The 25,490-nt window shown below is 46.4% G+C and carries 29 protein-coding genes; 21 read left to right on the forward strand and 8 right to left on the reverse strand.

Going from position 1 to position 25,490, the window contains the following annotated elements:
• Window positions 1-26 precede the first annotated feature (26 nt).
• Window positions 27-1,142: a PLP-dependent transferase gene (locus tag BM184_RS01385; protein WP_086942225.1), complete on the reverse strand. Its 1,116-nt coding sequence runs from the start codon at window positions 1,140-1,142 to the stop codon at window positions 27-29.
• Window positions 1,143-1,384: 242 nt separating this feature from the next.
• Between BM184_RS01385 and BM184_RS01390 the strand changes: the two genes are divergently transcribed.
• The 8 genes from BM184_RS01390 to BM184_RS01420 all read left to right on the forward strand — a co-directional run bounded on the left by BM184_RS01390 (window position 1,385) and on the right by BM184_RS01420 (window position 5,504).
• On the forward strand, window positions 1,385-1,738 hold the full coding sequence (locus tag BM184_RS01390; RefSeq protein ID WP_086942226.1) for a hypothetical protein: 354 nt from the start codon (window positions 1,385-1,387) through the stop codon (window positions 1,736-1,738).
• Window positions 1,739-1,946: 208 nt separating this feature from the next.
• Window positions 1,947-2,390, forward strand: coding sequence for a 50S ribosomal protein L13 (gene rplM / locus BM184_RS01395; RefSeq protein WP_086942227.1), 444 nt, complete (start codon window positions 1,947-1,949; stop codon window positions 2,388-2,390).
• Between the two features lie 13 nt (window positions 2,391-2,403).
• Window positions 2,404-2,796 (forward strand): 30S ribosomal protein S9, encoded by a 393-nt coding sequence (rpsI, locus tag BM184_RS01400; RefSeq protein WP_086942228.1) that lies wholly within the window; start codon window positions 2,404-2,406, stop codon window positions 2,794-2,796.
• Window positions 2,797-3,041: 245 nt separating this feature from the next.
• Window positions 3,042-3,170: a hypothetical protein gene (locus tag BM184_RS15470; protein WP_256212975.1), complete on the forward strand. Its 129-nt coding sequence runs from the start codon at window positions 3,042-3,044 to the stop codon at window positions 3,168-3,170.
• Between the two features lie 314 nt (window positions 3,171-3,484).
• A complete protein-coding gene (locus BM184_RS01405) occupies window positions 3,485-3,841 on the forward strand; it encodes a Lin0368 family putative glycerol transporter subunit (protein ID WP_245830590.1) in 357 nt (118 codons plus the stop codon).
• Window positions 3,834-4,172, forward strand: coding sequence for a Lin0368 family putative glycerol transporter subunit (locus BM184_RS01410; protein WP_245830592.1), 339 nt, complete (start codon window positions 3,834-3,836; stop codon window positions 4,170-4,172). The genes BM184_RS01405 and BM184_RS01410 overlap by 8 nt, the downstream gene beginning before the upstream one ends.
• Before the next feature lie 260 nt (window positions 4,173-4,432).
• A complete protein-coding gene (locus tag BM184_RS01415; protein WP_086942230.1) occupies window positions 4,433-4,846 on the forward strand; it encodes a MarR family winged helix-turn-helix transcriptional regulator in 414 nt (137 codons plus the stop codon).
• Between the two features lie 19 nt (window positions 4,847-4,865).
• Window positions 4,866-5,504 carry a nitroreductase family protein gene (locus BM184_RS01420; protein ID WP_086942231.1) on the forward strand — a complete coding sequence of 213 codons (639 nt, stop codon included), beginning with the start codon at window positions 4,866-4,868 and terminating at the stop codon, window positions 5,502-5,504.
• A 225-nt stretch (window positions 5,505-5,729) separates the two neighbouring features.
• Here BM184_RS01420 and BM184_RS01425 read toward each other — a convergent pair whose 3' ends face one another.
• Genes BM184_RS01425 through BM184_RS01440 form a run of 4 tightly spaced genes read right to left on the reverse strand, consistent with a single transcriptional unit; the run spans window position 5,730 to window position 9,455 of the window.
• Window positions 5,730-6,926, reverse strand: a complete 1,197-nt coding sequence (locus BM184_RS01425; protein WP_086942232.1) for an NAD(P)H-dependent oxidoreductase — start codon at window positions 6,924-6,926, stop codon at window positions 5,730-5,732.
• 18 nt (window positions 6,927-6,944) lie between these two features.
• On the reverse strand, window positions 6,945-7,553 hold the full coding sequence (locus BM184_RS01430; protein ID WP_086942233.1) for an NADPH-dependent FMN reductase: 609 nt from the start codon (window positions 7,551-7,553) through the stop codon (window positions 6,945-6,947).
• A 41-nt stretch (window positions 7,554-7,594) separates the two neighbouring features.
• Entirely contained in the window at window positions 7,595-8,551 is a 957-nt protein-coding gene (locus tag BM184_RS01435) for an FAD:protein FMN transferase (protein ID WP_177208494.1), read from the reverse strand.
• Between the two features lie 28 nt (window positions 8,552-8,579).
• Window positions 8,580-9,455, reverse strand: coding sequence for a helix-turn-helix domain-containing protein (locus tag BM184_RS01440; RefSeq protein ID WP_086942234.1), 876 nt, complete (start codon window positions 9,453-9,455; stop codon window positions 8,580-8,582).
• Window positions 9,456-9,704: 249 nt separating this feature from the next.
• Between BM184_RS01440 and BM184_RS01445 the strand changes: the two genes are divergently transcribed.
• From BM184_RS01445 to BM184_RS01480, 8 genes are all read left to right on the forward strand, one after another.
• Entirely contained in the window at window positions 9,705-10,598 is an 894-nt protein-coding gene (locus BM184_RS01445) for an SDR family oxidoreductase (RefSeq protein WP_086942236.1), read from the forward strand.
• A gap of 170 nt (window positions 10,599-10,768) precedes the next feature.
• Window positions 10,769-11,767 carry a LacI family DNA-binding transcriptional regulator gene (locus tag BM184_RS01450; RefSeq protein WP_086942237.1) on the forward strand — a complete coding sequence of 333 codons (999 nt, stop codon included), beginning with the start codon at window positions 10,769-10,771 and terminating at the stop codon, window positions 11,765-11,767.
• A 55-nt stretch (window positions 11,768-11,822) separates the two neighbouring features.
• Complete coding sequence (locus BM184_RS01455) at window positions 11,823-13,547, forward strand: alpha-glucosidase (RefSeq protein ID WP_086942238.1); 1,725 nt, start codon at window positions 11,823-11,825, stop codon at window positions 13,545-13,547.
• Window positions 13,540-14,961, forward strand: a complete 1,422-nt coding sequence (locus tag BM184_RS01460; protein ID WP_086942239.1) for a PTS transporter subunit EIIC — start codon at window positions 13,540-13,542, stop codon at window positions 14,959-14,961. The genes BM184_RS01455 and BM184_RS01460 overlap by 8 nt, the downstream gene beginning before the upstream one ends.
• Window positions 14,962-15,261: 300 nt before the next feature.
• Window positions 15,262-16,710 carry an MFS transporter gene (locus BM184_RS01465; RefSeq protein ID WP_218150958.1) on the forward strand — a complete coding sequence of 483 codons (1,449 nt, stop codon included), beginning with the start codon at window positions 15,262-15,264 and terminating at the stop codon, window positions 16,708-16,710.
• Window positions 16,711-17,110: 400 nt separating this feature from the next.
• The gene (locus BM184_RS01475) at window positions 17,111-17,779 is read left to right on the forward strand and encodes a glycerophosphodiester phosphodiesterase (RefSeq protein WP_086942241.1); all 669 of its coding nucleotides are present in this window, start codon (window positions 17,111-17,113) and stop codon (window positions 17,777-17,779) included.
• 153 nt (window positions 17,780-17,932) lie between these two features.
• On the forward strand, window positions 17,933-18,076 hold the full coding sequence (locus BM184_RS15240) for a PHP domain-containing protein (RefSeq protein ID WP_177208495.1): 144 nt from the start codon (window positions 17,933-17,935) through the stop codon (window positions 18,074-18,076).
• Window positions 18,069-18,308, forward strand: a complete 240-nt coding sequence (locus tag BM184_RS01480; protein WP_086942242.1) for a hypothetical protein — start codon at window positions 18,069-18,071, stop codon at window positions 18,306-18,308. Before BM184_RS15240 ends, BM184_RS01480 begins: the two co-directional genes overlap by 8 nt.
• Window positions 18,309-18,470: 162 nt before the next feature.
• Here BM184_RS01480 and BM184_RS01485 read toward each other — a convergent pair whose 3' ends face one another.
• Complete coding sequence (locus BM184_RS01485) at window positions 18,471-19,001, reverse strand: hypothetical protein (RefSeq protein ID WP_143596938.1); 531 nt, start codon at window positions 18,999-19,001, stop codon at window positions 18,471-18,473.
• Window positions 19,002-19,266: 265 nt separating this feature from the next.
• Between BM184_RS01485 and BM184_RS01490 the strand changes: the two genes are divergently transcribed.
• Window positions 19,267-19,677 carry a zinc finger domain-containing protein gene (locus BM184_RS01490; RefSeq protein WP_086942244.1) on the forward strand — a complete coding sequence of 137 codons (411 nt, stop codon included), beginning with the start codon at window positions 19,267-19,269 and terminating at the stop codon, window positions 19,675-19,677.
• Window positions 19,678-19,729: 52 nt separating this feature from the next.
• Here BM184_RS01490 and BM184_RS01495 read toward each other — a convergent pair whose 3' ends face one another.
• Window positions 19,730-20,947 (reverse strand): HAD family hydrolase, encoded by a 1,218-nt coding sequence (locus tag BM184_RS01495; protein ID WP_086942245.1) that lies wholly within the window; start codon window positions 20,945-20,947, stop codon window positions 19,730-19,732.
• 468 nt (window positions 20,948-21,415) lie between these two features.
• Between BM184_RS01495 and BM184_RS01500 the strand changes: the two genes are divergently transcribed.
• From BM184_RS01500 to BM184_RS01515, 4 genes are read left to right on the forward strand one after another with little or no spacing between them, the layout of a single operon-like run.
• On the forward strand, window positions 21,416-22,138 hold the full coding sequence (locus tag BM184_RS01500) for an amino acid ABC transporter ATP-binding protein (protein WP_086942428.1): 723 nt from the start codon (window positions 21,416-21,418) through the stop codon (window positions 22,136-22,138).
• Window positions 22,139-22,178: 40 nt separating this feature from the next.
• Window positions 22,179-23,012 (forward strand): transporter substrate-binding domain-containing protein, encoded by an 834-nt coding sequence (locus tag BM184_RS01505; RefSeq protein WP_086942246.1) that lies wholly within the window; start codon window positions 22,179-22,181, stop codon window positions 23,010-23,012.
• Window positions 23,012-23,734: an amino acid ABC transporter permease gene (locus tag BM184_RS01510; RefSeq protein WP_086942247.1), complete on the forward strand. Its 723-nt coding sequence runs from the start codon at window positions 23,012-23,014 to the stop codon at window positions 23,732-23,734. The genes BM184_RS01505 and BM184_RS01510 overlap by 1 nt, the downstream gene beginning before the upstream one ends.
• Window positions 23,731-24,390: an amino acid ABC transporter permease gene (locus tag BM184_RS01515; protein WP_086942248.1), complete on the forward strand. Its 660-nt coding sequence runs from the start codon at window positions 23,731-23,733 to the stop codon at window positions 24,388-24,390. Before BM184_RS01510 ends, BM184_RS01515 begins: the two co-directional genes overlap by 4 nt.
• 68 nt (window positions 24,391-24,458) lie before the next feature.
• On the opposite strand, the gene BM184_RS01520 is transcribed toward BM184_RS01515, so the two are convergent.
• A complete protein-coding gene (locus tag BM184_RS01520) occupies window positions 24,459-25,346 on the reverse strand; it encodes a fructose bisphosphate aldolase (protein ID WP_086942249.1) in 888 nt (295 codons plus the stop codon).
• Window positions 25,347-25,490 lie beyond the last annotated feature (144 nt).

Here is a 25,490-nt window from a genome sequence, read left to right on the forward strand (position 1 = left end):
ATTTTCTTTTGCGCTCTATCTTATTGTCAGGCTTTAGCTGTGACAGCAGCCTTCGCAAAGGCCTGGCGCAGATCTGCGATCAGATCATCCGCATCCTCGATACCTGTCGAGATGCGCAGCAGATCGTCCGTCAAGCCGTAGGATTCGCGGACTTCAACCGGAATGTCGGCATGGGTTTGGGTAGTCGGGTAGGTGATCAGACTCTCGACCCCGCCCAGGCTTTCGGCGAAAGTGAAGATGTTCAGGGCATCCAAGACGGCAGGGATGTACGCTTTATCATGGAGCGTGAAGCTGAGCATGCCGCCTTTGCCCGGATAGTAGACTGATTTGATCAGATTTTCCGATTCCAGATAGGCCACTACAGCCTGTGCGTTCGCTTGATGCTGCTTCATGCGCAACGGCAATGTCTTCATCCCGCGGACCAAGAGCCAACAGTCGAAGGCGTCCAAAGTGCCGCCTGCCGTATTCAGTTGGAAAGCCAATTGTTCGCCAAGCGCATTGTCGTTCGTCACGACCGCTCCTGCCAACAGGTCGTTATGCCCGCCGAGGTACTTGGTGGCGCTGTGGACGACGATATCGGCACCAAGGTCGAGCGGACGCTGCAAGAGAGGGGTGTAGAAGGTATTGTCCACAATCACCAGTAAACCGTGCTTTTTGGCGATCTCAGCCACAGCAGCGATATCCGTTTCCTTCATCAGCGGGTTCGTCGGCGTTTCGATGTAGACAGCAGCCGTATGCTCGTGGATGGCGGACGCTATATCAATCGGATCATCGACATAAGTGAAGGAGTAGAATCCTTTTCGCTCCATATCCTGGAAATAACGGAAGCTGCCGCCATAAAGGTCCCTGGATGCGACGAAATGGCTATTGGCCGGGAAAATGCTGAAGGCGAGCTGAATAGCGCTCATACCGGAGCTGGTAGCGAACCCTTGGACGCCGTTTTCAAGCACAGCTAAGCCCTCTTGAAGGATATCCCTGGTCGGATTAGCGGTGCGGGTATAGTCATAGCCGGTCGATTGACCCAAGCCGGGATGTCCATAGGCTGTGGACAAATAAATCGGTGCACTGACGGCGCCGGTATGCGGATCTTTTCTGTTGCCTAATTGCGCAAGATAGCTTTGAATGCTGATTGTATCCATCATCGATTCCCCTCTATACAAAATGACATACACAAGTGCATTATCATCTGTTTATCATTTTAAGTTAATGTTATTGCAATGGTAGCACGAGGGTTTGAAGTGGTCAATATTTTTATGTATTTAAAGTCAGTGAAGTTGCGAGAAATAACCGATCACGCTTGAACGGTTATTTCTCTCGAATGATGTTAAAATTCCGAAACTCGCGTATAATGGAAGCATAAGAATGAATGAAGGAGAGTGGAAGAATGGTAACGTTCATCAAGGAACTCAAGCGCATCCCGCGCGGCGATGTGCCGGATTTTGTGGCTGCCGCTATGCCGCAGTTTTACGAAGCAATCGGTTGTCCGAACGATGTGGTCCTTTCCGTGCAAGCCAGCATGGCGCATTACTCGACCCCGAAAAAAAATGTACCGGTTGAAGAATATGAAGCTTTTGAAGTGACGCTCACAAAAAAAGGCGAGTTTGTCTCAGTGGAAGATATCGTGAAAGATCACGCTATTATCGAAGCATTCAAACCTTACAAGACATCCGGCAAAGGAGCCTATCCGTTTGTGCCGGCTGAGGTCATCGAGCAATTATATTTATATTTGAAGAAATAAAAAAAAGGTTCCATAAACGCTGCTTCTGCGGGCGAGTGGAGCCTTTTTTGCGCTGAAAACGCGCTGAAAAGGAGAAATTATTTCTTTTGAATCGATTGACAATCCTTTTGGAATGTCGTATCATATAAGACGGTATTGTTTGCCCCACGATGAGCCCCGGAAACTCAATTGGATCAAACAGACAGAGAAGAATATGGAGGAAACAAACGTGCGTACAACATACATGGCTAAAGCAAGCGAAATGGACCGTAAATGGTTCGTAATCGACGCGACTGACATCCCATTGGGACGTTTATCAACACAAGTTGCAACTATTTTACGCGGTAAAAACAAACCAACTTTCACACCACACGTAGACACTGGTGATTATGTGATTGTTATCAATGCAGACAAAGTTATTTTAACAGGTAAAAAAGCATCTGACAAAATTTATTCCCGTCACTCAGGTTATCCAGGTGGGCTAAAACAAATTTCAGCTGGTGAATTACGTGCTAAGAATTCAAGAAAATTAGTTGAATTGTCTGTTAAAGGCATGCTTCCTAAAAACTCTTTAGGCGCTAAACAATTCACCAAGTTACACGTATACGGTGAAGCAGTTCACCCACACGAAGCTCAACAACCAGAAGTTTTAGACATCACTAACCTAATTTAAGGAGGGAAATTCATTGGCACAAGCACAATATATCGCAACTGGTCGTCGTAAGAATTCGACTGCACGCGTACGTTTATTACCAGGAACAGGAAAAATCGTTTTCAACAAAAAAGACATGGAAGACTACATCCCATTCGCTTACTTATATGAAGTAATCAAACAACCTTTAAACCTTACAGGTACTTTAGGTAGCTACGATATCTTCGTTAACGTAAACGGCGGCGGATTCACTGGACAAGCTGGAGCAGCTCGTCACGGTATCTCTCGTGCATTGCTAGAAGTAGATCCTGACTTCCGCGCACCATTAAAAGCAGCTGGTCTGTTAACACGTGACCCACGTATGGTTGAACGTAAGAAACCAGGTTTGAAAAAAGCTCGTAAAGCTTCACAATTCTCAAAACGTTAATTGCTGGAGCCGTTGCGAATTCATTCGTTTACGGATACAGTATGGGACGGAGATTTCGAAAGAAATCGAGTACCATTCAATTACACTATTTCAAATGTTTTTTGCTTCAATTTGGTTCAAACGACCAATTTGACAAATCAATTAACAGCCCTAAAGCATCGGCATCTTGCTGATGCTTTTTTTTATGGTGTAAATTCAATAGAACCAAAGTATGGAGCGTTACATTGGCAAAGGTGGTGCGAAAAGTGAATCCAAAAGAAAAAATGTTAGAAATAATCAAGAACAAACAAGGCGGCGGAAAGTCCAAACAAACCGACACGCCGAAAAATGACATCAAGAACATGCGAAAAGGTCCGAAGATTTTTAATAAGTAAGCTTATTTACAAGTCTTTGAAGGTTTCGATAGTTATCCACACTAGTTTTTATAGTACAAATTTGGAGGTCCCATTCGAAAGAATGGGGTCTTTTTTTTTGCTTTTTTAGAGGGAGTTTTCGTATAAAATTCAAGAGGGGCAATGAACAGTTAGTCAACCTTAACTTAATAGCAGAATATCTCCATTCTTAGAACACTGTTTACAATAATTATTAACTTTCGTGAGAAAATTGTAAACGGTGTTATTAAATGAACAATTTGGCTGATTAACAAGGGGCCTCATGTTATTATCTGTGGTATCAGGGGGTGTTGTATTTGAACTATATCAGAACATTTTTGGCGTATTGTTTAGCAGGTTTTTTGGTCCCTTACCTTTGGAGTTATGTTTCCATTTTGGGAATTTATGCTGGTTTTGTAGCGGCAATATTAATAATTGGACCCGTTTGGTATATTGTTCACTACAAGGGTCTAATCTATCAAGACAGTGAGGCAGCGACAGTCGATATGGGAGCTGGCATCGCAATTGCTGTTTTTACGAGAGATGTTTTATCAAAAGGGGTTAATAATAGCTTTTCATCATTACCAACAATTATTCTTTTATCAATCGGTGCAGTGTTTGCAGCAGTAGTTTCACACTACTTTGAAAGAAGGAAGGGGAATCCCGATGTATAGAGAAATATTAACAATTATAGGCGGATTTATATTACCTTTCGCTATCATACAAGTATGGGGAAGGTTGGTAAACCGCTGGAAAGTAGTTGGAGGTTTTTTGTCGGCTTTTCTAATTGTTGGTCCAATTTGGTTACTGAACCATGGAATGACTTTTTCTCTTATATACCAAACTGGAGGAGCTTTTGTTGATATGGGATTAGCAACTGGCGTAGGTATATTTGTGTATGGATTGTTAGGAGGAAAAAGTTTTCAAAAATCACTATACTTATTATCGGCTGCACTTCGTGGTGGGCTAATTGCAGGTATTTTACTCTATTTAGTCAGTAAATAACTATCCTTACATAACTCTTATGACTTCCAAAAAATATTTCGTGGGCGGTGCACTTGCTGCGCGCATGTTACAAATTGGGTGATCCTATTCAGAAGAGTGGGATCTTTTTGTATAGGATCAAAAGGAGGCAGCATGTCCGATTGCTTTCCAGGCAAGTTGCTTTACAAAAGGTAGCTGCTGCCTTATGATTGATTAATCAACAGTTGACCGGTCAAATGTTCGGTCAGCCAGAAAAATACGCATAATCGAGGTGAAATTCTATGGACTTGAGAGTAATCAGCAGGCTACTTTATCAGATCAAAATAATCAACCAAGAGGTAAATACACTGTTCGAAAAAGAAACAGGCTTCAGTTTGACGCGGTATGAGATGCTGATGTTCTTGAAAGAAAAGGGGACTTGCTCCCAAAATCAGATCCAGGCAGAGCTGAAGATAGACAGTGCTGCAATCACGCGCCATCTGAAAATCCTGGAACAAAAAGGCTATGTCATCCGGCAACGGAACGCAGAGAACAACAGAGAGGTCTTTGTTCAATTATCAGAGCAGGCAATCCAAGATTTGGCTGCCTGCGGAAAAGCGCATGAGCAGGGGAAATCTTCCCTATCGCTGTCATTAAGCGATGAGGAAGCAGAGCAATTGTCCGAGTTGCTGAACAAACTATACTTGAAAAGATAAATAGAAAGAGGCTATAAACATGACAAACAAACTTATCAACAACGATTTTTCGGATATCGTATTCGGAAGAAAATCGATCCGCCTTTATGATGAAAATTTTAAAATCAGTCAGGAAGAAATGCTGGAAATGATCCAGGAAGCCACAACGACACCATCATCCGTAAACATGCAACCTTGGCGTTTTGTGGTTGTTGAGAGCGAGGAAGCAAAAGCCAAATTAAAACCGCTGATCCGTTTCAACACAAGACAAAATGATACCTCGTCAGCGATGGTGCTGATATTCGGCGATATGCAATGCTATGAACATGGCGAAGAAATCTATAATGCAGCTGTCGAACAAGGAAAAATGTCCGCGGAAGTCCGGGACCAACAATTGGCTGCCATTATTCCTTACTACAAGAACTTTTCAAAAGAAAAAATGAATGATGTTGTGAAAATCGATTCTAGTTTGGCAGCGATGCAATTCATGCTTGTGGCCCGCGCCCATGGCTATGACACGAACCCTATCGGCGGATTTGAAGCTGATCAGTTGGCGGAGGCGATCGAACTAGACAAGGAACGGTATGTGCCTGTTATGATCCTGTCCATCGGGAAAGCCATGGAGGAAGGCTACGAATCTGTGCGGTTTGCGCCAGAAAAAATTACTTCATTCAAATAAAGTAACAGAGGCCACCAACTACTACTCAAATTTTCTGAAATTTGAGTAAAATCAACAACTCTGAATGAAGCCTCCAATGCAAAAACAAGTATTCTGTATGAACTGTTGCTGAGGTGAGCCTCGCTAAAACAGCTATAAAAAAAGACGAGGCCGTCTCTTGAAAAAGAAATAGTCTCGTCTTTTGCCATTATGCGGAAAATATTTGCAACGGCCTTTGTACAGTGCTTATGCCTTGACTGAGGCGCTAGTCCCGGCATCCACGTCATCGCCGTGGTGATCCTTGATTGAGGCGCTGGAAACGGCATCGACATCGCCTTCCAGTTTTTGGCCGGTCTGAGCCAAGTACCAATCGATGATCGGTTTGAAGTCAAGGATGTATTCGTTGACGCCGGCATAGTTGCCATCTTTGTCATGCAGCGCTTGATAATTATGCACGACATACTTGTCCGGTCCATGCGTCGGAACGTTGACACGGAAGGCATCCATTGTGCCGGAACGCAATTGTTGAAGTACCCATTCCACGCCTTTGTGCACTCTTTCTGGATGGCATTTGGCGAGCGGGTTGCCGACTTGGCCGGGTACGCGCGCAGCCAGCATTTCTTCTGCGGGCTTCGTATGGTTATAGTACAGGAATTGGTTGTTGCTGTCGGCATACGTCAATTCCATCGGCATCGACGCCAGGAAGTAATTCAGCTGATCAACGGTCAACAATCCGCGTTCCAGTTTGACGTAGGTATTGCCTTCCACAGCGCCCACAAGCTCAGCGGCTTGTTCCAGCCAGTCGTCGGCTTCCTTATCGACGCCTTCAATCGTGGTTGCGATCTTTCCGGTAGCGTAGAGGTCTTCCGGTTCGAGCACCGGTTTTTTCGGCCCTTCAACAACAGAGACCAACGAGATGAACTGGGTGAATTTTTCCAGACAAGTGCCTAGAAAATCGACTGTGCGCTTGTCTTTCAGATTTTCCTGATCATCGAAGGCTTCTTTGACTTTTCCCAGCAAAAATTCATTACCCGGAAGGACGATGGCATTGACGCCTGGTGCATCGAGAATTTGACGCAGGTGCAGTTGGGCCCGGGAAGAACCTTGGTCATAGTAGGAAGCTCCCACAATCATGACCGGTTTGTTTTCCAATGGATGGATTTTGAAGGACAACCATTCCAGTACACTCTTCAAGCTTGCAGGGATCGTATGGTTATGTTCAGGAGTGGCGATGATGACGCCATCCGCCTGCAGGATTTTTTTGGTCAGCTTTTGGATAGGGGCGCTGTTTGTTTGGTCATCACTCTGATTGAACAAAGGGATGTCCTTGATTTCCAATATCTCCAGGTCGAACAAGTGGCTGAATTGTTTTTTGATGTATTTCAACAAGATGCGATTATATGATATTTCCGCGTTGGAACCTACTATACCGACTAATTTCATGATGTTTATCTCCGATCTCTAGTTATTTTCCCAAGAAAAGTTTTCAGCTGCTTTTACGTGTGCGGCGTGGGTGTGCGATAGTTGTTTCATGATGTTGATAAACATTAGGAAGTCCTCGAACAAACCTTCCAGTTCTTGGATCTGATCCGGATTTTTCAGGTTGTTGTCTGCGTCGAAAGCCTGCAAAGAATGGCTGAGCAGGAACTCGGAACTTGGCATGATGCGGGCTTTCAATTCGGGCGCATCCAAGATTTGACGCAAATGCGCTTGCGCCCGTGAGGAACCCAGTACGCCATAGGAAGCCCCTGTGATCATGACGGGCTTGTCGACGAAGGGATAGATGCCGTAGGACAACCAACTCAAGGCGCTCATAAGGGAAGCGGGAACTGCGTGATCGTATTCTGGTGTGCTGATGATGACGCCGTCAGCTGCCTCGATCTTTTCTGCCAAAGCTTTCGCTTCAGCTGGGATCTGCATGTCCGCCGGTTTGTCGAAGATCGGCAGGTCCTTGATTTCGACGATTTCGATGTCTGCCTTATCCGCAAAATGCTTTTGGATGTATTGCAACAGCATGCGGTTAGTGGAGTGGTCCGAGTTTGTGCCGACGAGGCCGATTAATTTATTCATGTGAATACTTCCTTCCAATTTTTAAATTTTTTATGATTCATTTAAACACGTGATTGAGAAAGTTGTTTGCGTTGCAGCCGGTTTTCCAAGCCTTTGGAGCAGAAGAGGCTGCCGTCTTTCGTGATCAGGATGCCGTCGATGGCTTCCGAGTGATCCAATGCGGCTAGGATCACATCGGCAGGTTGGCCGAATAAACGCGTCGTCCAGATTTCTCCATCGACAGAGTCATCAGCAACCACAGTCAAGCTGATGACATCCGTTTCTGCCGGATAGCCGGTCTGTGGGTCCAGAATATGGTGATAGTGCTTGCCTTGGGCTTCCAGCTGCCGTTCATACACACCGGATGTAACCGCTGATTGGTTCTGGATCTTCAATACCGCGCTATAATGCGCGCGGGGGAGCAATGGGTTTTGGATGCCTATGCGCCAATAGGAATCTTCATGGTTCTGGGATGGTCCGAACACGACGACATTTCCACCCAAATTGATGAGGGCGGAAGCTACACCGGCTTCCTTGAAGTATGCCGTCAGTAGATCGGCAATATAGCCTTTTGCCAAAGCCCCCAAGTCGATGGCCATGCCTACTTCCTGAAGGAAAACGGTCTGATCCTTCTCGGACAACAGGATTTTGTTTGGATCGGTGATTTCGAGAAGCTGCTGAATTTCTTCGGCATCCGGGATTTTTGCATCACCAAAACCGATCCGCCAGGTCTGCACCAACGGCCCGATCCCGATATTCAGACGACTGTTGGGGGCTAAGCTGTGGCATTTCCCCACCTTGATCAAGTGAAACAAATCAGGATGGACGGCAAGAGGGGCTTTACCTGCCAAGTGGTTGATCTGCATCAGCTCCGACTTTGGGTCATTGGCGTTGAAACGTTGTTCGTATGTTCTCAGGCGTTGGATCGCCCCTTCCAAAATAGCGTCCGGGCGCGTATGTGTCACAAGCAAGTCGATAATCGTTCCCATCAGACGGACCGTTGCTTTTTTTTGTTCCATTTTATTCCCCACCTTCAGGATAATCTTGTCATTCCTTTACGAGATTCCCTGAAAGGATCTCGCTTTCCAACTGCTCTAATTCCTTCAACGCGATTGTGTTTTTGTTGATTTTTGAATAGGCTCTGGCATCGTGGATCAATTCCAGCACTTCTTGTTGCGGCTTCTCCTGGATGATGGCATTCTTGGCCAACTGGATGGCTGCACGGGCAAGATAGTAGGTCACGTGATTGTCTGAACAAATGGAGACAGCATAGGACAGCAACGCATTGCTCAATTCGATCTCATCAATCTGGGCAAAGAAGGTGCCGCTTTGGAAAACAATATTCAGTACACGCCAGACATCCTCCATCGTGTTGATGGGATAAGCGTAAATTTTTTCCAGGACCTTACTGAAATAAAACTCTGCTTTTTCCAGTTTTTTTTCACGGCTGTAGACCATGCCGATACCGGTATAAGCCAGCAAGCGATAGATTTCCACGTCGTCCTTATCAGACAGCAAGATTTGATCGAAGGTGAACAATACATCCGTCACTGGAACCTGCTGCGCAATCATGATGAAGCCGTTCAAATAATGGAAGCGTAATGCCAGGCTGTTTTCTTCGATTTCACTCACGGCGATGCTCTGCAGCAAGTCCGAGGCTTGGTCGTATTCACTTGTGATCAGAAAAAATTCTGCTTTGTTCATTTTTTCTGTCGCTTCTGTATACTTGACGCCTACTTTAGGGAACAGCTCCCCCAAGGGTAGATTCAGTCGGTTGCACAGCTTGATCAGAATTTTAAGATTCGGGACTTGACCGTTGTTCTCAAATCGACTCAAGGTAACTTGGGTGCAGATGCCCTCCGCCAGCTCCATCTGCGAAAGGTTCAATGCTTTACGGACTTCAATAAATCGTTCGATGTTCATTTTTTTCCTCCATAATAATCGAAGCGGCTCGGATGGCAGCAGCGGAGATTCGAGTTGATATTGTGCTTTATTTCACATTTGTTATATGGGTAATTATACGCTTACTGAATATAAGGGTCAATAGAATATATAAAAAATTATATAAAAGAATGGTTGGAATATGCATCACGACTTCTGAGAAGGCTTATCATTTCCAAATTATAAGTAAGTGTATTAGACTATTCTTACAAAGACAAAGGAGTGAATGAGATGACTGAACCTATTTTGAAGGATCCACGCGAGTTGTATCATACTGGAAAATTTGCAGATCAGGATCAAGACACCCCTGCTTTGCAAGATAAGATGCTGCCGAAACCCGATTGCGGGGAGGAAAGCTACGTAGGTAAGCACTTGTTGGAGAATCGCCGTGTATTGATTACGGGTGGCGATTCCGGAATCGGACGGGCGGCTGCGATCGCTTATGCCAGAGAAGGTGCTGATGTGGCGATCCAATTTTTCCCTGGTGAAGAGCGCGATGCGGAAGAAGTCGCTGAATATATAAAGAAGGCCGGCAGGAAGGCTGTGTTGCTTCCATACGACCTTCGTGATGAATCCAAATACCAAGAAATAATCGATAAAACCGTCGAAGCATTGGGTGGTCTGGACACACTTGTATTGAATGCCGCCCAGCAGATTGCGCGGGAGTCCATTTCGGAATTGCCGTTGGAACAGGTCAAAGATACGTTCACAGTCAACATCATCTCGATGTTCGGACTGGTTAAAGCTGCTGAGCCGCATCTGCCGGCGGGAGGCGCAATCATCACGACAACCTCGATCCAGGCTTACGATCCGAGCTCCCATTTGATGGATTATGCCGCCACAAAATCCGCAATAGCCAGCTTCACGATCAGCTTGGCGAAACAGTTCGCCAAGAAAGGTATCCGCGTGAACGGCGTGGCGCCAGGGCCAATTTGGACGCCGTTGCAATTGGATCACGGACAACCCGATGGCGCTTTGCCGGAATTCGGGCAGAAAACCTTGTTGGGAAGGGCGGGACAGCCGGTCGAACTGGCGCATGTTTATGTCTTCCTGGCATCCAACAACGCCAGCTACGTTACCGCGCAAATCTATGGCGTGACCGGCGGCGATGTAATCGATCTTTAGGAATAATTGCAGAAAGAGGAACGGAGGCATCTGATGATTGCTTTCGTTCCTTTTTTTGGAGTATGTAGCATTAAAATAAAAAAATCCAAAATCTTTGTTGACTTTAGGAATCGGTTCCATTATACTCTGTTTATGAAATCGATACCATAAACACGAGAGGAGTGATTCGCATGGCGACGATCAAGGACGTTGCTAAAAAGGCGGGGCTGTCCGTTTCGACAGTATCCCGGTATCTGAACGACCATCCTTATATTTCGGATGAGAAGAAGAAACGCATCAAAGACGCGATGGATGAGTTGAACTACTCGCCCAGTATGGTGGCGACGCAACTGCGTTCCAAAAAAGGCACCATGATCGGGATCCTGGTTTCGCGCATAACGAATCCATTTTTCTCCTATCTGGTGGATTCGATCGAGAAGAACAGCAAGCTTTTGGGCTACAATGTGTTGGTCATGCAGACCTACGACGATTCGGCGGCCGAGCTGAAGATGCTGGAAATGCTGAAGCAGCAGGTGATCACTGGTTTGATCATGTGCTCGGTAGAAGGCAATCCCGATGTGATCGAAACGTATCAGCAGTATGGACCCATCGTCTTCTGCAATGAGAGGATCCCCGGCTCGACGATTCCGCAAGTCTATACCGACCAGGAACAGGCGACTTTTGAAGCCACAAACTATCTGATCGCAAAAGGCTACAAAAAAATCGCCTACTGTACGGGCGGCAGATTGACTAGGGGCGGCCACGGAAATGCCCGGACCGCAGGATTCGAGAAGGCGCTGTTGGTAAGCAAGCTTCCGATCAAGAAGGATTGGATCTTCAAGGAAGTCCATACTATTGTGGATGGCCATCGCATTGCGGAGACCCTTTTGAGCCTGCCGGAAAATAACCGCCCGGATGCGATTTTCACAGGCAGTGATGAAGTGGCCAGCGGCATTTTGCAGAAGTTCCTGCAGGCTGGGAAGAAAGTTCCCGAAGATTTGGCGATCATGGGCTTCGACAATCAGCCGTTCACCGCGATGCTGGCGGTCCAACTGACGACGATTGCGCAACCGGTGGATGCATTGGGAAGAGAAGCCACGAAGGTGTTGGTAGCGCAGATCGAAGAGATTGCTTATCAGATAGATACGACAGATTTGAAATTAGAATTGATCAAACGGGAATCCGCTTAGGCGGGTTCTCAAAAAACAGAAATGTGGTATCGATACCACAAACGGAGGAGTCAGCATGAAAAACGCAATCAGGGAAAGAACGGACAGCGAACACATGGAACAAAAGCAATGGTGGAAAGAGGATGTCGTCTATCAGATTTACCCGAAAAGTTTTTACGACAGCGATAACGACGGCAGCGGCGATATCAAAGGCATCACGCAGAAATTGCCTTACCTGGAGGAACTGGGGATCACGATGCTGTGGATCTGTCCGATCTTCACTTCGCCGATGGTAGACAATGGCTATGACATTTCCGATTACCAAGGAATCCAGCCCGAGTTCGGTTCGATGGCTGATTTTGAGGAATTGCTGGATGAAGCCAAAAAGCGTGACATCAGCATCATCCTGGATTTGGTCGTGAACCATACTTCTGATGAACATGCCTGGTTCCAGCAGGCTTTACGCGAACCAAAAAGCAAATATCGGGATTATTATATATTCAGAGAAGGCAAGAACGGAAACCCTCCGAACAACTGGCGCTCCATTTTCGGAGGCAGCGTCTGGGAAAAAGTTCCGGGAGAAGAAAACAATTACTATTTCCATACCTTCGACAAAAGGCAACCGGACCTGAACTGGGAAAATCCAGCCTTGCGCGAGGAAATTTACGCGATGATCAATTGGTGGCTGGAAAAAGGCATTGCCGGTTTCCGCATCGACTCCATCACCTTCATCAAAAAGGATCAGGATTACGGCGATGCGCCAGCTGATGGGGCCGATGGATTGGCCAGCGTGAAGCACAAGGGGAGGAACCGCCCGGGAATTGCTGATTTCTTGGCGGAACTGAACCAAAAAACATTCAACAAGTATCCATGCGCTTCTGTTGGCGAAGCGCCCGGTGTGACTTATGATGAGTTTGACCAATACATCGGGGAAGGCGGCTATTTCAACATGATCTTCGATTTCCACTATGCGGATATCGATGTGGAGAACGGCAGCGAATGGTTCCGCAAAACCGATTGGAAGCCGAAGGAACTGAAGGAACTGATATTCGAAAGCCAGAACGCCCTCCAAAAATCCGGCTGGGGAGCGAACTTCCTGGAAAACCACGATCAGCCGCGGTCCCTTTCCAAGTACATCAAGGATGAGGCTTACCAGAACGCTATCGGCGCCAAAGCCTTGGGAACTCTCTTCTTCTTTTTGCGGGGGACTCCATACATCTATCAAGGGCAGGAAATCGGGATGAAAAATTTCAAACGGGATACGATCGCTGACTTCAATGATGTGTCCAGCCTGGATAATTATCCGCGCGCGATGCTGGAAGGTTTCACTGCGGAAGAATCGCTCGCCTTTGTGAACCAGCGCTCCCGCGACAACGGGCGCACGCCTTTCCAATGGAATGCCACGAAAAATGCCGGCTTCAATGAGGGGGCGGAACCTTGGCTCAAGCTGGTCGGCGATCACGAAGAAGTCAATGCAGCGGGCCAAGTGAACGATCCGGATTCCATCTTCAGCTTCTATAAAAAGATGATCCGACTCAGAAATCAGTCCATCCATAAGGAGGCGCTTATCTATGGAGCCTTCAAACCATTGGAGACGTCGGATGAGGTGGTCGGCTATGAGCGCGCCGGAGATGAGGTCATCCAGATTTTAGTGAACATGAGCAGTAAAGAAACTGTAGTCGAGAAGGTTTCCGGAGAAATTCTGTTGAACAACTATGCAACCCTTGAACAATCCGGAACGCAAGCGCTTTTGAAACCATACCAAGCCATTATGATCAGAAAGGATGAAGAAAATGTCTAAATTACCGAATTACCAGGAGATTGCCAGAAAAATAGTAGCGCTAGTGGGGGACGATAATATCGTCTCCGCTACCCACTGCGCGACGCGTTTGCGCCTGCAGGTGAAGGACCGCAAAGCGATCGATGACGACCAAGTGGAGGAAGTGGAAGAAGTCAAAGGCGTATTCTATAACGCCGGGCAATATCAGATCATCCTCGGATCCGGCATCGTCAACAAAGTATACGCCGAATTGCAAACGCTGTATTCCTTCAACGAAGCTTCCAAAGATGAGATCGCGAGGGATGAATCATCGGCATTGCAGCGGGGAGTGCGCAATATCGCGGATATCTTTGTCCCGATCATCCCGATCCTGGGCGCAACCGGTTTGTTTTTAGGACTGAAGGGCGTGCTGTTCAATGAGACCGTACTCGGTGCGATGGGATTTACGCCTGATGCCATCCCGGCTTGGCTGAGCGCCAGCGTGACCGTTTTGACGGATACCGCATTTGGCTTCCTGACCGCGTTCATCTGCTGGTCGGCGTTCAAAAAGGTCGGCGGCTTGCCGATCATCGGCTTCCTGATCGGATTGATGCTCGTTTTTCCGGCCTTGCCGAATGCCTATGCGGTAGCGGGAGGTACGGCGGAGCCAATCATGGCTTTCGGCGTCATTCCGTTGGTCGGTTACCAGGGCTCCATTTTGACAGCCTTGATCACCGGGATCATCGGCGCCAATCTGGAGAAGAAGCTGCGGAAGGTGATGCCGAACGCGATGGACCTGATTTTTACGCCCTTTATCGTCATCCTGGTTTCCGTATTCATCGCGCTGTTTGTGCTCGGACCCTTGGTGCACGGTTTTGAAGCGCAGGCCGTCAAACTGATCGAAATGTTCCTGCATCTGCCTTTTGGTATCGGCGGCTTGATCATCGGCTTCCTCTATCCGATAGCGGTCATGACCGGCATGCACCATATGTTTATCATGATTGAAACGTCGCTGATTGCGTCAACCGGATTCAACCCGCTGATCACGGTTTGTGCGATGTATGGCTTTGCGAACGCCGCCGTATGTTTGGCGATAGCCTTGCGGACCAACAGCGCCGCGGTAAAAACGGCCGGCATTTCCGCGACAGTCACCCAGATGCTTGGCATCAGCGAACCGGCGCTGTTCGGGGTCGTGATGCGCACAGGAATGAAAGCAATCGGCGTGATGTTGGCGAGTTCCGCTCTGGGAGGTATGGCTCTTTCGCTGCTAGGGATACAGGCGAACAGTTACGGATTGGCAGTGTTGTTGTCGCCACTGATGTATATTTACGATCCATACCAATTGACGATGTATGTTGTGATCGGCATCGCAACCTTCATCTTGGCGTTTGTTTTGACGAACGTGCTGGTGATGGGGAATGAAACAATTGTGACAAAGGTCAAAATACAACATTAATTTTCAGACCAACTATCCAAAGTAACATATGGATAGCTGGTCTTTTTGGTATCGTTTACATAGTTGGTGGATCAAGAATAGGACAGATATCGTGAAAAACGTTCACAAATTGTTAATAATAAATCCATTGTATGCGGAAAAAATGCGTGGTATATTCTGTGTGTAAATGTTACGACGTCTCATTTGAAAACGTTTATCGTTTTTTAATCGAAACCAAGTATCGCATAGTGAAATTGTCGCTATTCATTTTATCAACCGGTTCAGCGTCGTTTTATCAAATATAAGAAAAGGGGTCATGAAATGCAACACGCAAGCGCAAATAAAGTACAAAATGTAACCGATGACAAAAGAAATGTAAGGGAATTCGGTCTGATCGATAAATTAGCCTATATGGCGGGGGACATCGCAAATGACTTATTCTTCATTTTCTCAAGTTCTTTCTTGATGTTGTTCTACACGAAAGTATTGGGCATCAGCGGAGCAGTTGTAGGTACGTTGTTCTTGTCAGCAAGGGTTGTCGATGCTTTTACGGATATGGGGATGGGACGTCTTGTTGATACGCTGAAGCCTTCAAAAGACGGCCGCTTCCGGGTTTGGATCAAACGCGTAGCGCCATTCGCTGTTATCGCTGGTTTCCTGATGTTCTTGTCAGTTGTTCAAAACTGGTCCATGACTGCAAAAATCGTCTACATCTTTGTAACGTACCTGTTCTGGGGCAGCATCTGCTACACAGCAATCAACATCCCTTATGGATCGATGGCATCCGTAATCAGCGAGAAGCCTGAAGACCGTGCTTCCCTTTCTGTATTCCGCAGCATGGGAGCCAGCCTTGCCAGCATCTTCATTTCCTTCTTTGTTCCGTTGTTCGTCTACACAACCGACGCAAACGGCGCGCAAATCGTTATTCCTGAACGCTTCACACTCTTGGCCGGTGTTTTTGCTGTTCTTGCTTTCGCACTGTATCAATTCTGTTATCACTTCACGATCGAGCGTGTACAGATTCCACAAAAACCGGAAACTGAAAAACAATCTTTCGGTAAAGAAATGGCAGTTCTAATCAAAGGCTTATCTACAAACCGCGCACTAGGCGGCATCATCGCAGCTGCAATCTTCCTGTTATTGTCCATGCTGTTGGTGAACACGATGAATGCTTATCTGTACGCCGATTATTTCAAGAGCTCCAAGACATTGGCTGTAGCCGGTATCCTGGGTACTGTCGGAACATTGATGCTTGCGCCTTTCGCAAACAAAATCGCTTCCCGTTTCGGTAAAAAAGAATCAGCGACAGTAGCGTTGTTCTTCTCGGCAATTGTATACGCAGTCCTGTACTTCATCCATACAGACAATGTAATGGTCTTCCTTCCGATGGCATTTCTTGCAAGTCTGGGAATGAACTACTTCAACGTAGTCATCTGGGCTTTCATCACGGACATCATCGACTACCAAGAAGTCAAAACCGGCACTGCGGACAGTGGTACAGTATACGCCGTCTACTCCTTCTCTAGAAAACTTGGCCAAGCTTTGGCCGGCGGTTTGGGTGGTTTCGCTCTGGCTGCTATCGGTTATGCATCAGCTGCGGCAACACAAGAAGCAGCTGTTCTTGACAGCATCTACGATGTGGCTACGCTCGTACCGGCTATCGGATATACCTGCGTTGCGCTATGCCTATGGTTCATCTACCCGCTGACTAAAGCAAAAGTTGCAGAAAACGTGGCAATCTTGTCAGAACGCCGTAAAGCAGCAAAATAAAAAGTTAAAATAACTCGTAAAAGGGGCGCCATCCTGTTTGATTAGGATGGCGCCTCTTTTTTGCGTGCTGTTTTTTTTGAATGGCTGAAATTCAGCTCCGGCCAAGCGAACCTTCGCCGGAGAAGATGACCCTATTTCATCCCCAGCTTCGGCAAGCATTGGCTGACAGGAGCTGAGGCCCCTGATCATATCCGCTTCTCCGGTCAGGCAAGCCTTCTCCGGAGAAGGTGATCACCGCAGCCCAATCCGTTTGATGGCACAAAATTTACATTAGAACAAAAATTACTTCGTTTACAAAGATGCTACAAAATTTGTATATATTTTATTGTATCTTGACGGGATATTTACAAAACCTTGCTATAGTGGATTAATAAGCAAAAAGAGGGAGGATGAATCAAAAATGTCCTATCTAACAGCGCACTCCGGCAGTGACGGATTGGCAGACAACAGTATGGAGTTTGTTGCATTCTTCAGCAACAAACAGCAAGTTTCAGCCATAGAAGTCGATGTTCGGATGAACAAGGAACGTCATCTTGTTCTGCATCACGATATATTGAAGGATGGGCAGCACTATGTCTCTTTGGAAGATGTGTTCGCATATATCGCCCGAGAAAAAAGTCCGACCCGCATTAATTGCGACCTGAAAGAAACCGGTCTGGAAGAGGCCGTTTACGGGTTGGCCGACAAATACGATCTTTGGCCACAAGTGGAACTGAGCGGAACGGTGTCCTGCAGGTATTTGTCAAAGTGGAGCAATCAGATTTTAATGAACATCGAAAACGGTATGGATGACTCCTTTCATGGCGAACATATTGGGCGATGGGGAGAAAATGTGTTGCTTGAAGCGTTGGCCAAACTGGCCCGCAGCCAAGCGAAAGTCATCAACATCAATCATCAGTTGTTCACGGAGGCTGTGCAGGAAAAAGGTAAGCAGTTGGCATTGGAGTTTTCCTTGTGGACCGTGAACGACTTGATTTCGATTGGAAATTACGAAAAGGAAAATATCTACAACATAACGACCAAAAAAGCCTGGACCTATATCCAACAGAAAAGGGAGCAAGCAGAATGAAATACCTAAATCCAAAACGAATCTACCGCAGGTTCGGAAAAGGTATTGATTATCATCTCTCAAGTGCTCCTTGACTCTTTTGGTACGGAACATCCGCATTGTCTGCTTCGGATCAGGTTACAGTCAAATTAATGATCCAGGGGGAGAATTAAAATGAATTATTATGCAATCGAACTGCACTCGCATACGAATCACAGCGATGGCGGCTTCACGACCGAGGAACTGCTCGGAAGCGCCAAGGATTTCGGTTATGATATCCTGACGATTACCGACCACCATCGAAAGCGAAATGGATAACACGGCTCTGAGGTACATCGGATTGCGGGAGTTGACGGAAGCTGGCGTCAAGGAGAGCATGGGGAACGGCAACTTTTATATCACGCTCGGTCCGCGGCTGCAGATGCAGATCGAACAGAATGGGCGTTCTCATCACCTTGGGCAGGAACTACAGACTGGAGCAGCACGGCTGCACGTCAGACTGGAATCTATTTTACAGGAGAAATTGCGCAACTTCGGCTTTAAAGGGTAGCGGCTCATTGTCATTCAAAATGAGGAAGTCATCAAAGAAATCGAACTGAAAGAAAATCAATCAAGGGAAGTTCCGCTGACGCTCCAACCGGGATATGTGAGGCTGGAACTGTATGGGGAAGCAAAGGGCGAAAAGGGCAGGCTGCTGGTGATCGGAAATCCCTCATTCAAACTGAATAAAAATGTCCAGATCATAAGGCGTATAGGCCGTTTCGACTGTTTTTGAATCATCCGAATAGAATTTGTAGCGCCCTCCGGTGACATAGACGAATGCAGTGAAATCCTTTTTTCCGTAATAAGGGCTTATTTCGTTCCACTGTTCTGCAGGAAGTTTCCCAAGGGACAGGCCCTCAATCATAAGGTTGCCGTCTTTGATGGCCACGTTCAGCGTCGTGACTTGTTCGTATTCATAGATCCGCCGATTTGTCCGAGCAATCGCTTCATCCTCAAGCCATCCGAACGGTTTGCAGAAGGGATCTTCCAGGATAATGTGCTCCGCAACTTTCTGGATAAGGCTGTTATCCGCGAACAGCGCACTGCTTCTCCAACGTGTCTGAAACAGTATCCGGCCAACGCTGTCGTTTGCATCTTCTGAAGCGTCGGCAACAGGCAGGTCCTTTTCTTTAGCCCCTTTTTTGAAAAAGTCGCGTATACCCATGATGCACCTCCGTTCATTTGTAATAGTTCCTTCCATTGTATCACAGCGCCTCCAAGTTCGGAATTGTGGAAAGCAGTTTGAAAAAAACCGATCGGATATAAAGGATGTTTTTTCTTAGGACTATCAATCCTGCTTGCTGTGATAGAACCTAACGCGTATTAACGTATATCATCTGTCCATATTCGATTATTCTTAACCTTTTAGAACCAAGTGTTGTGCTATAATGGGACAATAGTGCTTGTTACTGAAGCGTTTTTTCGGCTCTAGGAACAGGCAAACGAAGAATTAAGGGGATAGCCGATTGGAAAAATTAAAAATAAAAATAATGAATTTTATGCGCGGAAGATACGGCGCGGATCAGCTTTACAACGCTTTGGTCATTTCCGGTATGGTGCTGTACTTTTTGGGTGCAACGACAAACTTGGGTATGTTAGTTTTCGTGGCGCAAATCTTGATTTTCTGGGCCCTGTTCAGGGTCTACTCGAAAAAAATCTATAAACGCTCTGAAGAAAACCGCAAATTCCTGAAATGGTGGCAGCCGAACCAGAAAAAGCTGAAGCTGCTATTCAGAAGGTTCAAGGAAATCAAGGTGGCCCGTTTCCGCAAATGCCCTAACTGCAGGACGACTCTGCGTTTGCCCGTCAAACGCGGCAAAAAGACAGTGAAATGTCCGACTTGCCATCAAAAATTCGAATCGCGCATCATTCTATAAACAAAAAAGAAGCCCCGCCAATTAATAAAATTGAGCGGAGGCTTCTTTTTGTCTATACTTCGTGGATGAGTACTTCTTCTTGGGTTCCCAAAAGGATTGTCTTCTCGGAAGGGCGTAGGCGGCCTTTGTTTTCGTCGCGTCCCTGCAGAACGATGCGCGGGTTCGCGTCCCCGATTGTGCGGAAGGCTTCGCGCGCCAATTTTTGGGTGTCGTCGTTCAGGTAGCGGTTGAAGAGGACGCAGAGTTTGACGTCCTGTAGTTCCATCATCATATCGTAGTCGCCGGTGCTGTCCCCGAAGAGCATCAGCGGCTGTTTTTCGTTGTGCTTCGGCATCAGTTGTTCCGTGATGACGGCTGTTTTTCCGGGTCCTTTGGTGATGTTTTTGCCCGGTTGCATGCAAGGTTGGATCAGACCGTTTTCATCCTTGTTGTAATACATGCCGATGACGTGCTCATTGTCCAAACCGTAGCCGAAGTCCGGATGCGTTGCAGCGACCTGGACGACATCCGCCGGTGAAGCCGAAATGACATAGACGACGATGCCATTCGCCTTCAGCACATGGTAGAGTTCTTTCAATTCGTTCGGGAAAGCCAAACCGGTATCGTAATGGGAAACGATGACGCCGGCTTTGCTCGGCAGTTCAGCTGGACTCGTCAAGGTCACGCGCTCGAATTTGCCGTACTGCAACCAGTAGGAGATGGATTGATAAGCCAGTTGGCGCAGATCTTCGCTTGTGCGTTGCGTGAAAAGATACGTCATCCAAGGATAGCCGGCCTTTCTTTTGAAATCGCCGTTGATGACCGTGTAGAACAGACGGATTTTTGCTGCGAATTCTTCATAATAAGAAGTTTTTTTGGCTTCTTCCAACGAGAGGGTACCGCCTTGCATAAAGCCTTCATAATGATCATACAGCCAAGCGTAAGCCACTTTAATATCGTCTGCGATATTGCCGATTGTAGCAAGCGGATTGGTCTTATCAAGGAGCGTGTCTTCTGTTGCACCGACATTCTCGAGACCATCCGTCAAAATCGCGTGGAACTGATCAGGCGTCAAACGGTAATCAAGATGCAACAACATGTAAAGCATCAAGGTATCTTCTATATCCATGATGGCCGAAGTATTGTCGAAATCAAATACGACGTAAGGAGGGTCAGTTGGGTCGAATGAACTGTTTTGGTTCCCATAGGCAGCGATGACAGCATTCAGCGCTTGGTGAGTATGCGGTGCCCAGTTTTTGGAAGAAAGAATTTTATTATGTTTTTCTGGCAAAGTAAGTACCCCTTTATCATGGAATTTTCATACTAAATCATTTTAACAAAAAAGAATGGGAAGATACACTTAAATGTGCCGGTTTCGGCTGATTCGAGTAAGAACTGCAAAATGAAATGAGAATTAACAATAAATTGTTAGTCAGACAATATGTTGCGAATGGGATTGTTTTTTTAATATGCTCCATTTACGCGGATTTGACTTAATGAAAGCAATTTCCGTGGAAGGATTTCTCATAAAACAGACATAAAATCGGCTATTTTTAAGGATTTAGTAAGTAGATCGAAAAATCGTGTGAGAAAGTCTTACATTCTCGCGGAAGAATTTAATTGATTTTTAATCATGCTTTCATTATAATTTTGCTTAACGGTATAAATATAAGAAGAGGTCCTTTCTTGACAAGGATCCAATCCATGCTCTTGAAATTAAAGCAGCGTGATGGCGAGCATAAAAGGGGTTGAGGCAAAATTGATTAAGTTAGAGCACGTAAACAAGTATTTCGGCGCCAACCATGTGTTGAAGGATATCAACCTTGAAGTTGCCGAAGGGGAAAAAGTGGTTATTATCGGGCCTTCCGGTTCAGGTAAAAGTACGACAGTCCGTTGTATGAATTTCCTCGAAGAGCCTACAGACGGAAAAGTTTTTATAGACGGCACAGAAGTCACACCTAAGAACAAGTTGGACATTGTCCGTCATTCCTCTGCAATGGTTTTTCAACAATTTAATTTGTATCCGCATATGACCGTGTTAGGCAACCTGACAATCGGCCCTATGAAGCTGCAAGGGAAAACCAAAAAAGAAGCGGAAGAGATGGCTTACGAATATTTGGATATCGTCGGATTGCGAGAAAAGGCGAACGTCTATCCTTCAACACTCTCAGGCGGACAACAACAAAGAGTAGCAATCGCAAGAGCACTTTGTTCACAGCGAAAGATCATTCTTTTTGATGAACCCACTTCGGCATTGGACCCTGAAACGGTTCAGGAAGTATTGGATGTCATGATCAAACTTTCCAGCATGAACATCACGATGGTTGTGGTGACGCACGAAATGGGTTTTGCGAGACAAGTTGCCGATCGGGTAATCTTCATGGCTGACGGCATGATTGTTGAAGAAGGCACTCCGGAGCACTTTTTCGACAATCCGACAAACGAGCGGACGAAAGCCTTCTTGGGTAAAATTTTAAGATAACCGATCTTTTCGGAATACAACATTATAGGAGGAATTGGGTATGAAAAAGAAAAATCTATGGGTTTCGTTATGTTTATCGGCTGCATTGTTCTTGGGTGCTTGCGGTAGTGATGCTACGGATACAGCAGATTCTGCGGCTGGTTCCGCAACAGATGCTTCCGGTCAAGTGACCGCAGAAACAATCAAAGAAGCAGGCGTATTGAAAGTCGGCGTTAAAGAAGATGTGCCGAATTTTGGATTAAGAAACACTGAAACAAACGAAATCGAAGGTTTTGAAATCGACATCGCAAAAAAAATCGCTGAAGAAATCTTAGGCGATGCTGAAGCGATTGAATTGGTTCCGGTAACTGCAAAAACGCGTGGTCCATTATTGGATAACGGCGAAGTGGATATGGTCATCGCAACATTCACAGTTACAGAAGAACGTAAAGAAACCTATAACTTCTCTGATGCTTATTATGTGGATGCAGTCGGCCTGTTGGTTAAGAAAGACAAAGGATACACTGGTCTGGCTGACATGGACGGTGCTACAATCGGGGTTGCCCAAAGTTCAACAACTGCTGATGCAATCAACGCTGAAGCTGAGCAATACGGCATTTCCTTGAGCTACTCAGAATATGCTACTTATCCAGAAATCAAAGCTGCTTTGGATTCCGGCCGTGTGGATGCATTCAGCGTGGACAGATCCATCTTGGCTGGCTACTTGGATGATTCAACTCAAATCCTGAAAGACCGCTTCGCTACACAAGATTACGGTGTTGCGATCAAGAAATCAAACACAGAATTGGCAACGACTGTTAATGACTTAATCACTGCATGGGGAGAAGACGGCACCCTTGATGCAATGATTACTGAGTGGGGATTGGGCGAGTAATGAGAAGTACCAATCCATTCGCTCTCTGGCGTTGGGAAAGCCTTCTTGAAAACAGCAGCGACATTGGAGCCGGATTTATTCGGACACTCCAAGTCGCTGTGTTGGCGTTGTTGCTGGCTTTGGTCATCGGGGTTGTCGTGGGGACCATGTCCACGGCAAAAGGCCGATTGCCTCGTGCTGTTGCCAGAATATACGTGGAAATGTTTCAGAATATCCCGTTGGTTATCCAAATCTTCTTCATGTACAACGGGCTTGCCATGGCAGGCTTGGTGTTGAGTGAATTTACGATCGGGGTAGTCGGTGTAGGGATGTATCACGGTGCCTACATCGCTGAAGTCGTTCGTGCAGGTATCCTCGCTGTTCCGAAAGGCCAAGAAGAGGCAGCTTACTCAGAGGGCTTCAACTACGTTCAAACAATGCGTTACATCATCTTGCCGCAGATGGTCAAAATTATTTTGCCGCCTTTGACCAATCAAGCTGTCAACTTGATCAAAAATACTTCCGTGTTGGCGATCATCGCTGGAGCGGACCTGATGTATGTAGCCGATTCTTATGCTTCATACAGTCTGAACTACGGACCTGCTTACGCAGTTGCCGGATTGCTTTATTTCCTGCTTTGCTTCCCGCTTGCAACATTTGCGCGGAAATACGAGCAAAAACTGAAAGACAATGATACGGTTGTCGTCAACGTTGGCGTGGATATTCCGGAGGTGATGGAATGATGGAATCGATCAGAACAGTCTTCACACCATCGAATGTGTCGTTCATGATGGAAGGATTGAAACTGGCATTGCTGATTTCTATCGGTGTCGTCATCCTTTCGATCATCTTCGGTACGGTATTGGGCCTGTTGCGTAATTATGAGAAAAAAGTATTCGGAAAACTGGCTGGTGCCTACATCGAGCTTTTCCGGAATACACCGTTACTTTTATGGATGCTCTCGTGTTCTTTCTTGATACCGGGCAGCACGATCACCTTGAAAGGGTCTTTCGCCCTGTTCCTGTACACATCGGCTGTTGTAGCCGAAATCGTGCGCGGCGGATTGAATTCGATACCGAAAGGGCAATTTGAAGCTGCCCATTCCCAAGGTTTTTCTTTCATGCAGACTTTGTGGTATATCGTTCTGCCGCAAGCATTCAAGAAAATCATCCCTTCGCTGTTGTCGCAAGTGATCACCACCATCAAGGATACATCTTTCTTGGCGGGTCTGGGAATCATGGAATTCACAAGAAGTGGACAAGTTATTCTTGGTAAAGTGACGAAAACATCAGAAGTGTTCATGATTTATGCCTTCCTGGCCTTGGTATACTTCATCATCTGCTTTACGCTTTCGGCCATCGTCAGAAGCTGGCACAAGCGCAATGCAGAACATGCTTAACAATATAATATGAAAAGCCCCCGATTACAGCGTTATAACGCTGCAGTCGGGGGCTTTTTTCGTGACCATCAAACGATGGAGGCGTCATAGATGGATTGGATCGATTCAGCCAATTTAGTCTTAAATTCATCATCCGTCAGGCCGGCAGTCAAGCCTTCGGACAACGCCCGCGAGAAGCTCGCGATTAATCCTGGATTGTGGGTCAATTTTTCGTTGGCTTCTTCCCGCGAATAACCGCCGGATAATGCCACGACCCGCACTACTTGCGGATGGGCAATCAGTTCCTTGTAGAAATCATCTACGCTCGGAATCGAAAGCTTCAGCATCACAAACTGATCCGGATTCAGCGCATCAAGCGCCAACAACAATTCTTCCTTGAGGATCGCTTCCGATTCAGCTTTGTCCGCGCTGTGGATGTCGACTTCCGGCTCGATGATCGGGATCAGACCGGCCGCAATGATTTGCTTGCCGACTTCAAACTGCTGGGCGACGACTTTTTTGATACCTTCACGATTGGCTGATTTGATCACGGAACGCATCTTGGTACCGAAGATATGGCGCTCGTTTGCGCGCGCGAGCAGGGCATCCAAATCCGGATTCGGTTTCATCAACTGGACGCCATCAGCTTCAGCATCAAGCCCTTTATCGACTTTCAGGAAGGGCACGATGCGTTTCTTTTCCCAGAGGTAGTCGGCCGTATAGAGGCCATCGACTTTGCGGTCCATCGTTTGTTCGAACAGGATAGCCCCCAAGATGTGTTCCGAACTGAAAACAGGCGAGGTGACGATGCGGGAGCGCATCTCATGGACGAGCGTGAACATCTCTTCTTCACCGTTGTAGCTATCTTCCGAAATACCGTACAATGCCAGTGCTTTGGGCGTGCTGCCGCCACTTTGATCCAACGCTGCAATGAAACCTTTGCGATTTTTCATGATATCGAATTGCTCTTTGTCCATGATACAAACCCCTTCGATTTTCAGATTTTCGAAATCCGGATTCGGTCTTGCTTTTTCGTGGAATGAGGATCTCTAAAGTCAGTATAGCACTAGTTAATTCTGCAGGAAAAGAATTGGAACTGTTGTGATAAAATGGATGTATCG

Origin of the sequence: Trichococcus pasteurii (genome assembly GCF_900112935.1) — a bacterium.
GTDB lineage: Bacteria > Bacillota > Bacilli > Lactobacillales > Aerococcaceae > Trichococcus > Trichococcus pasteurii.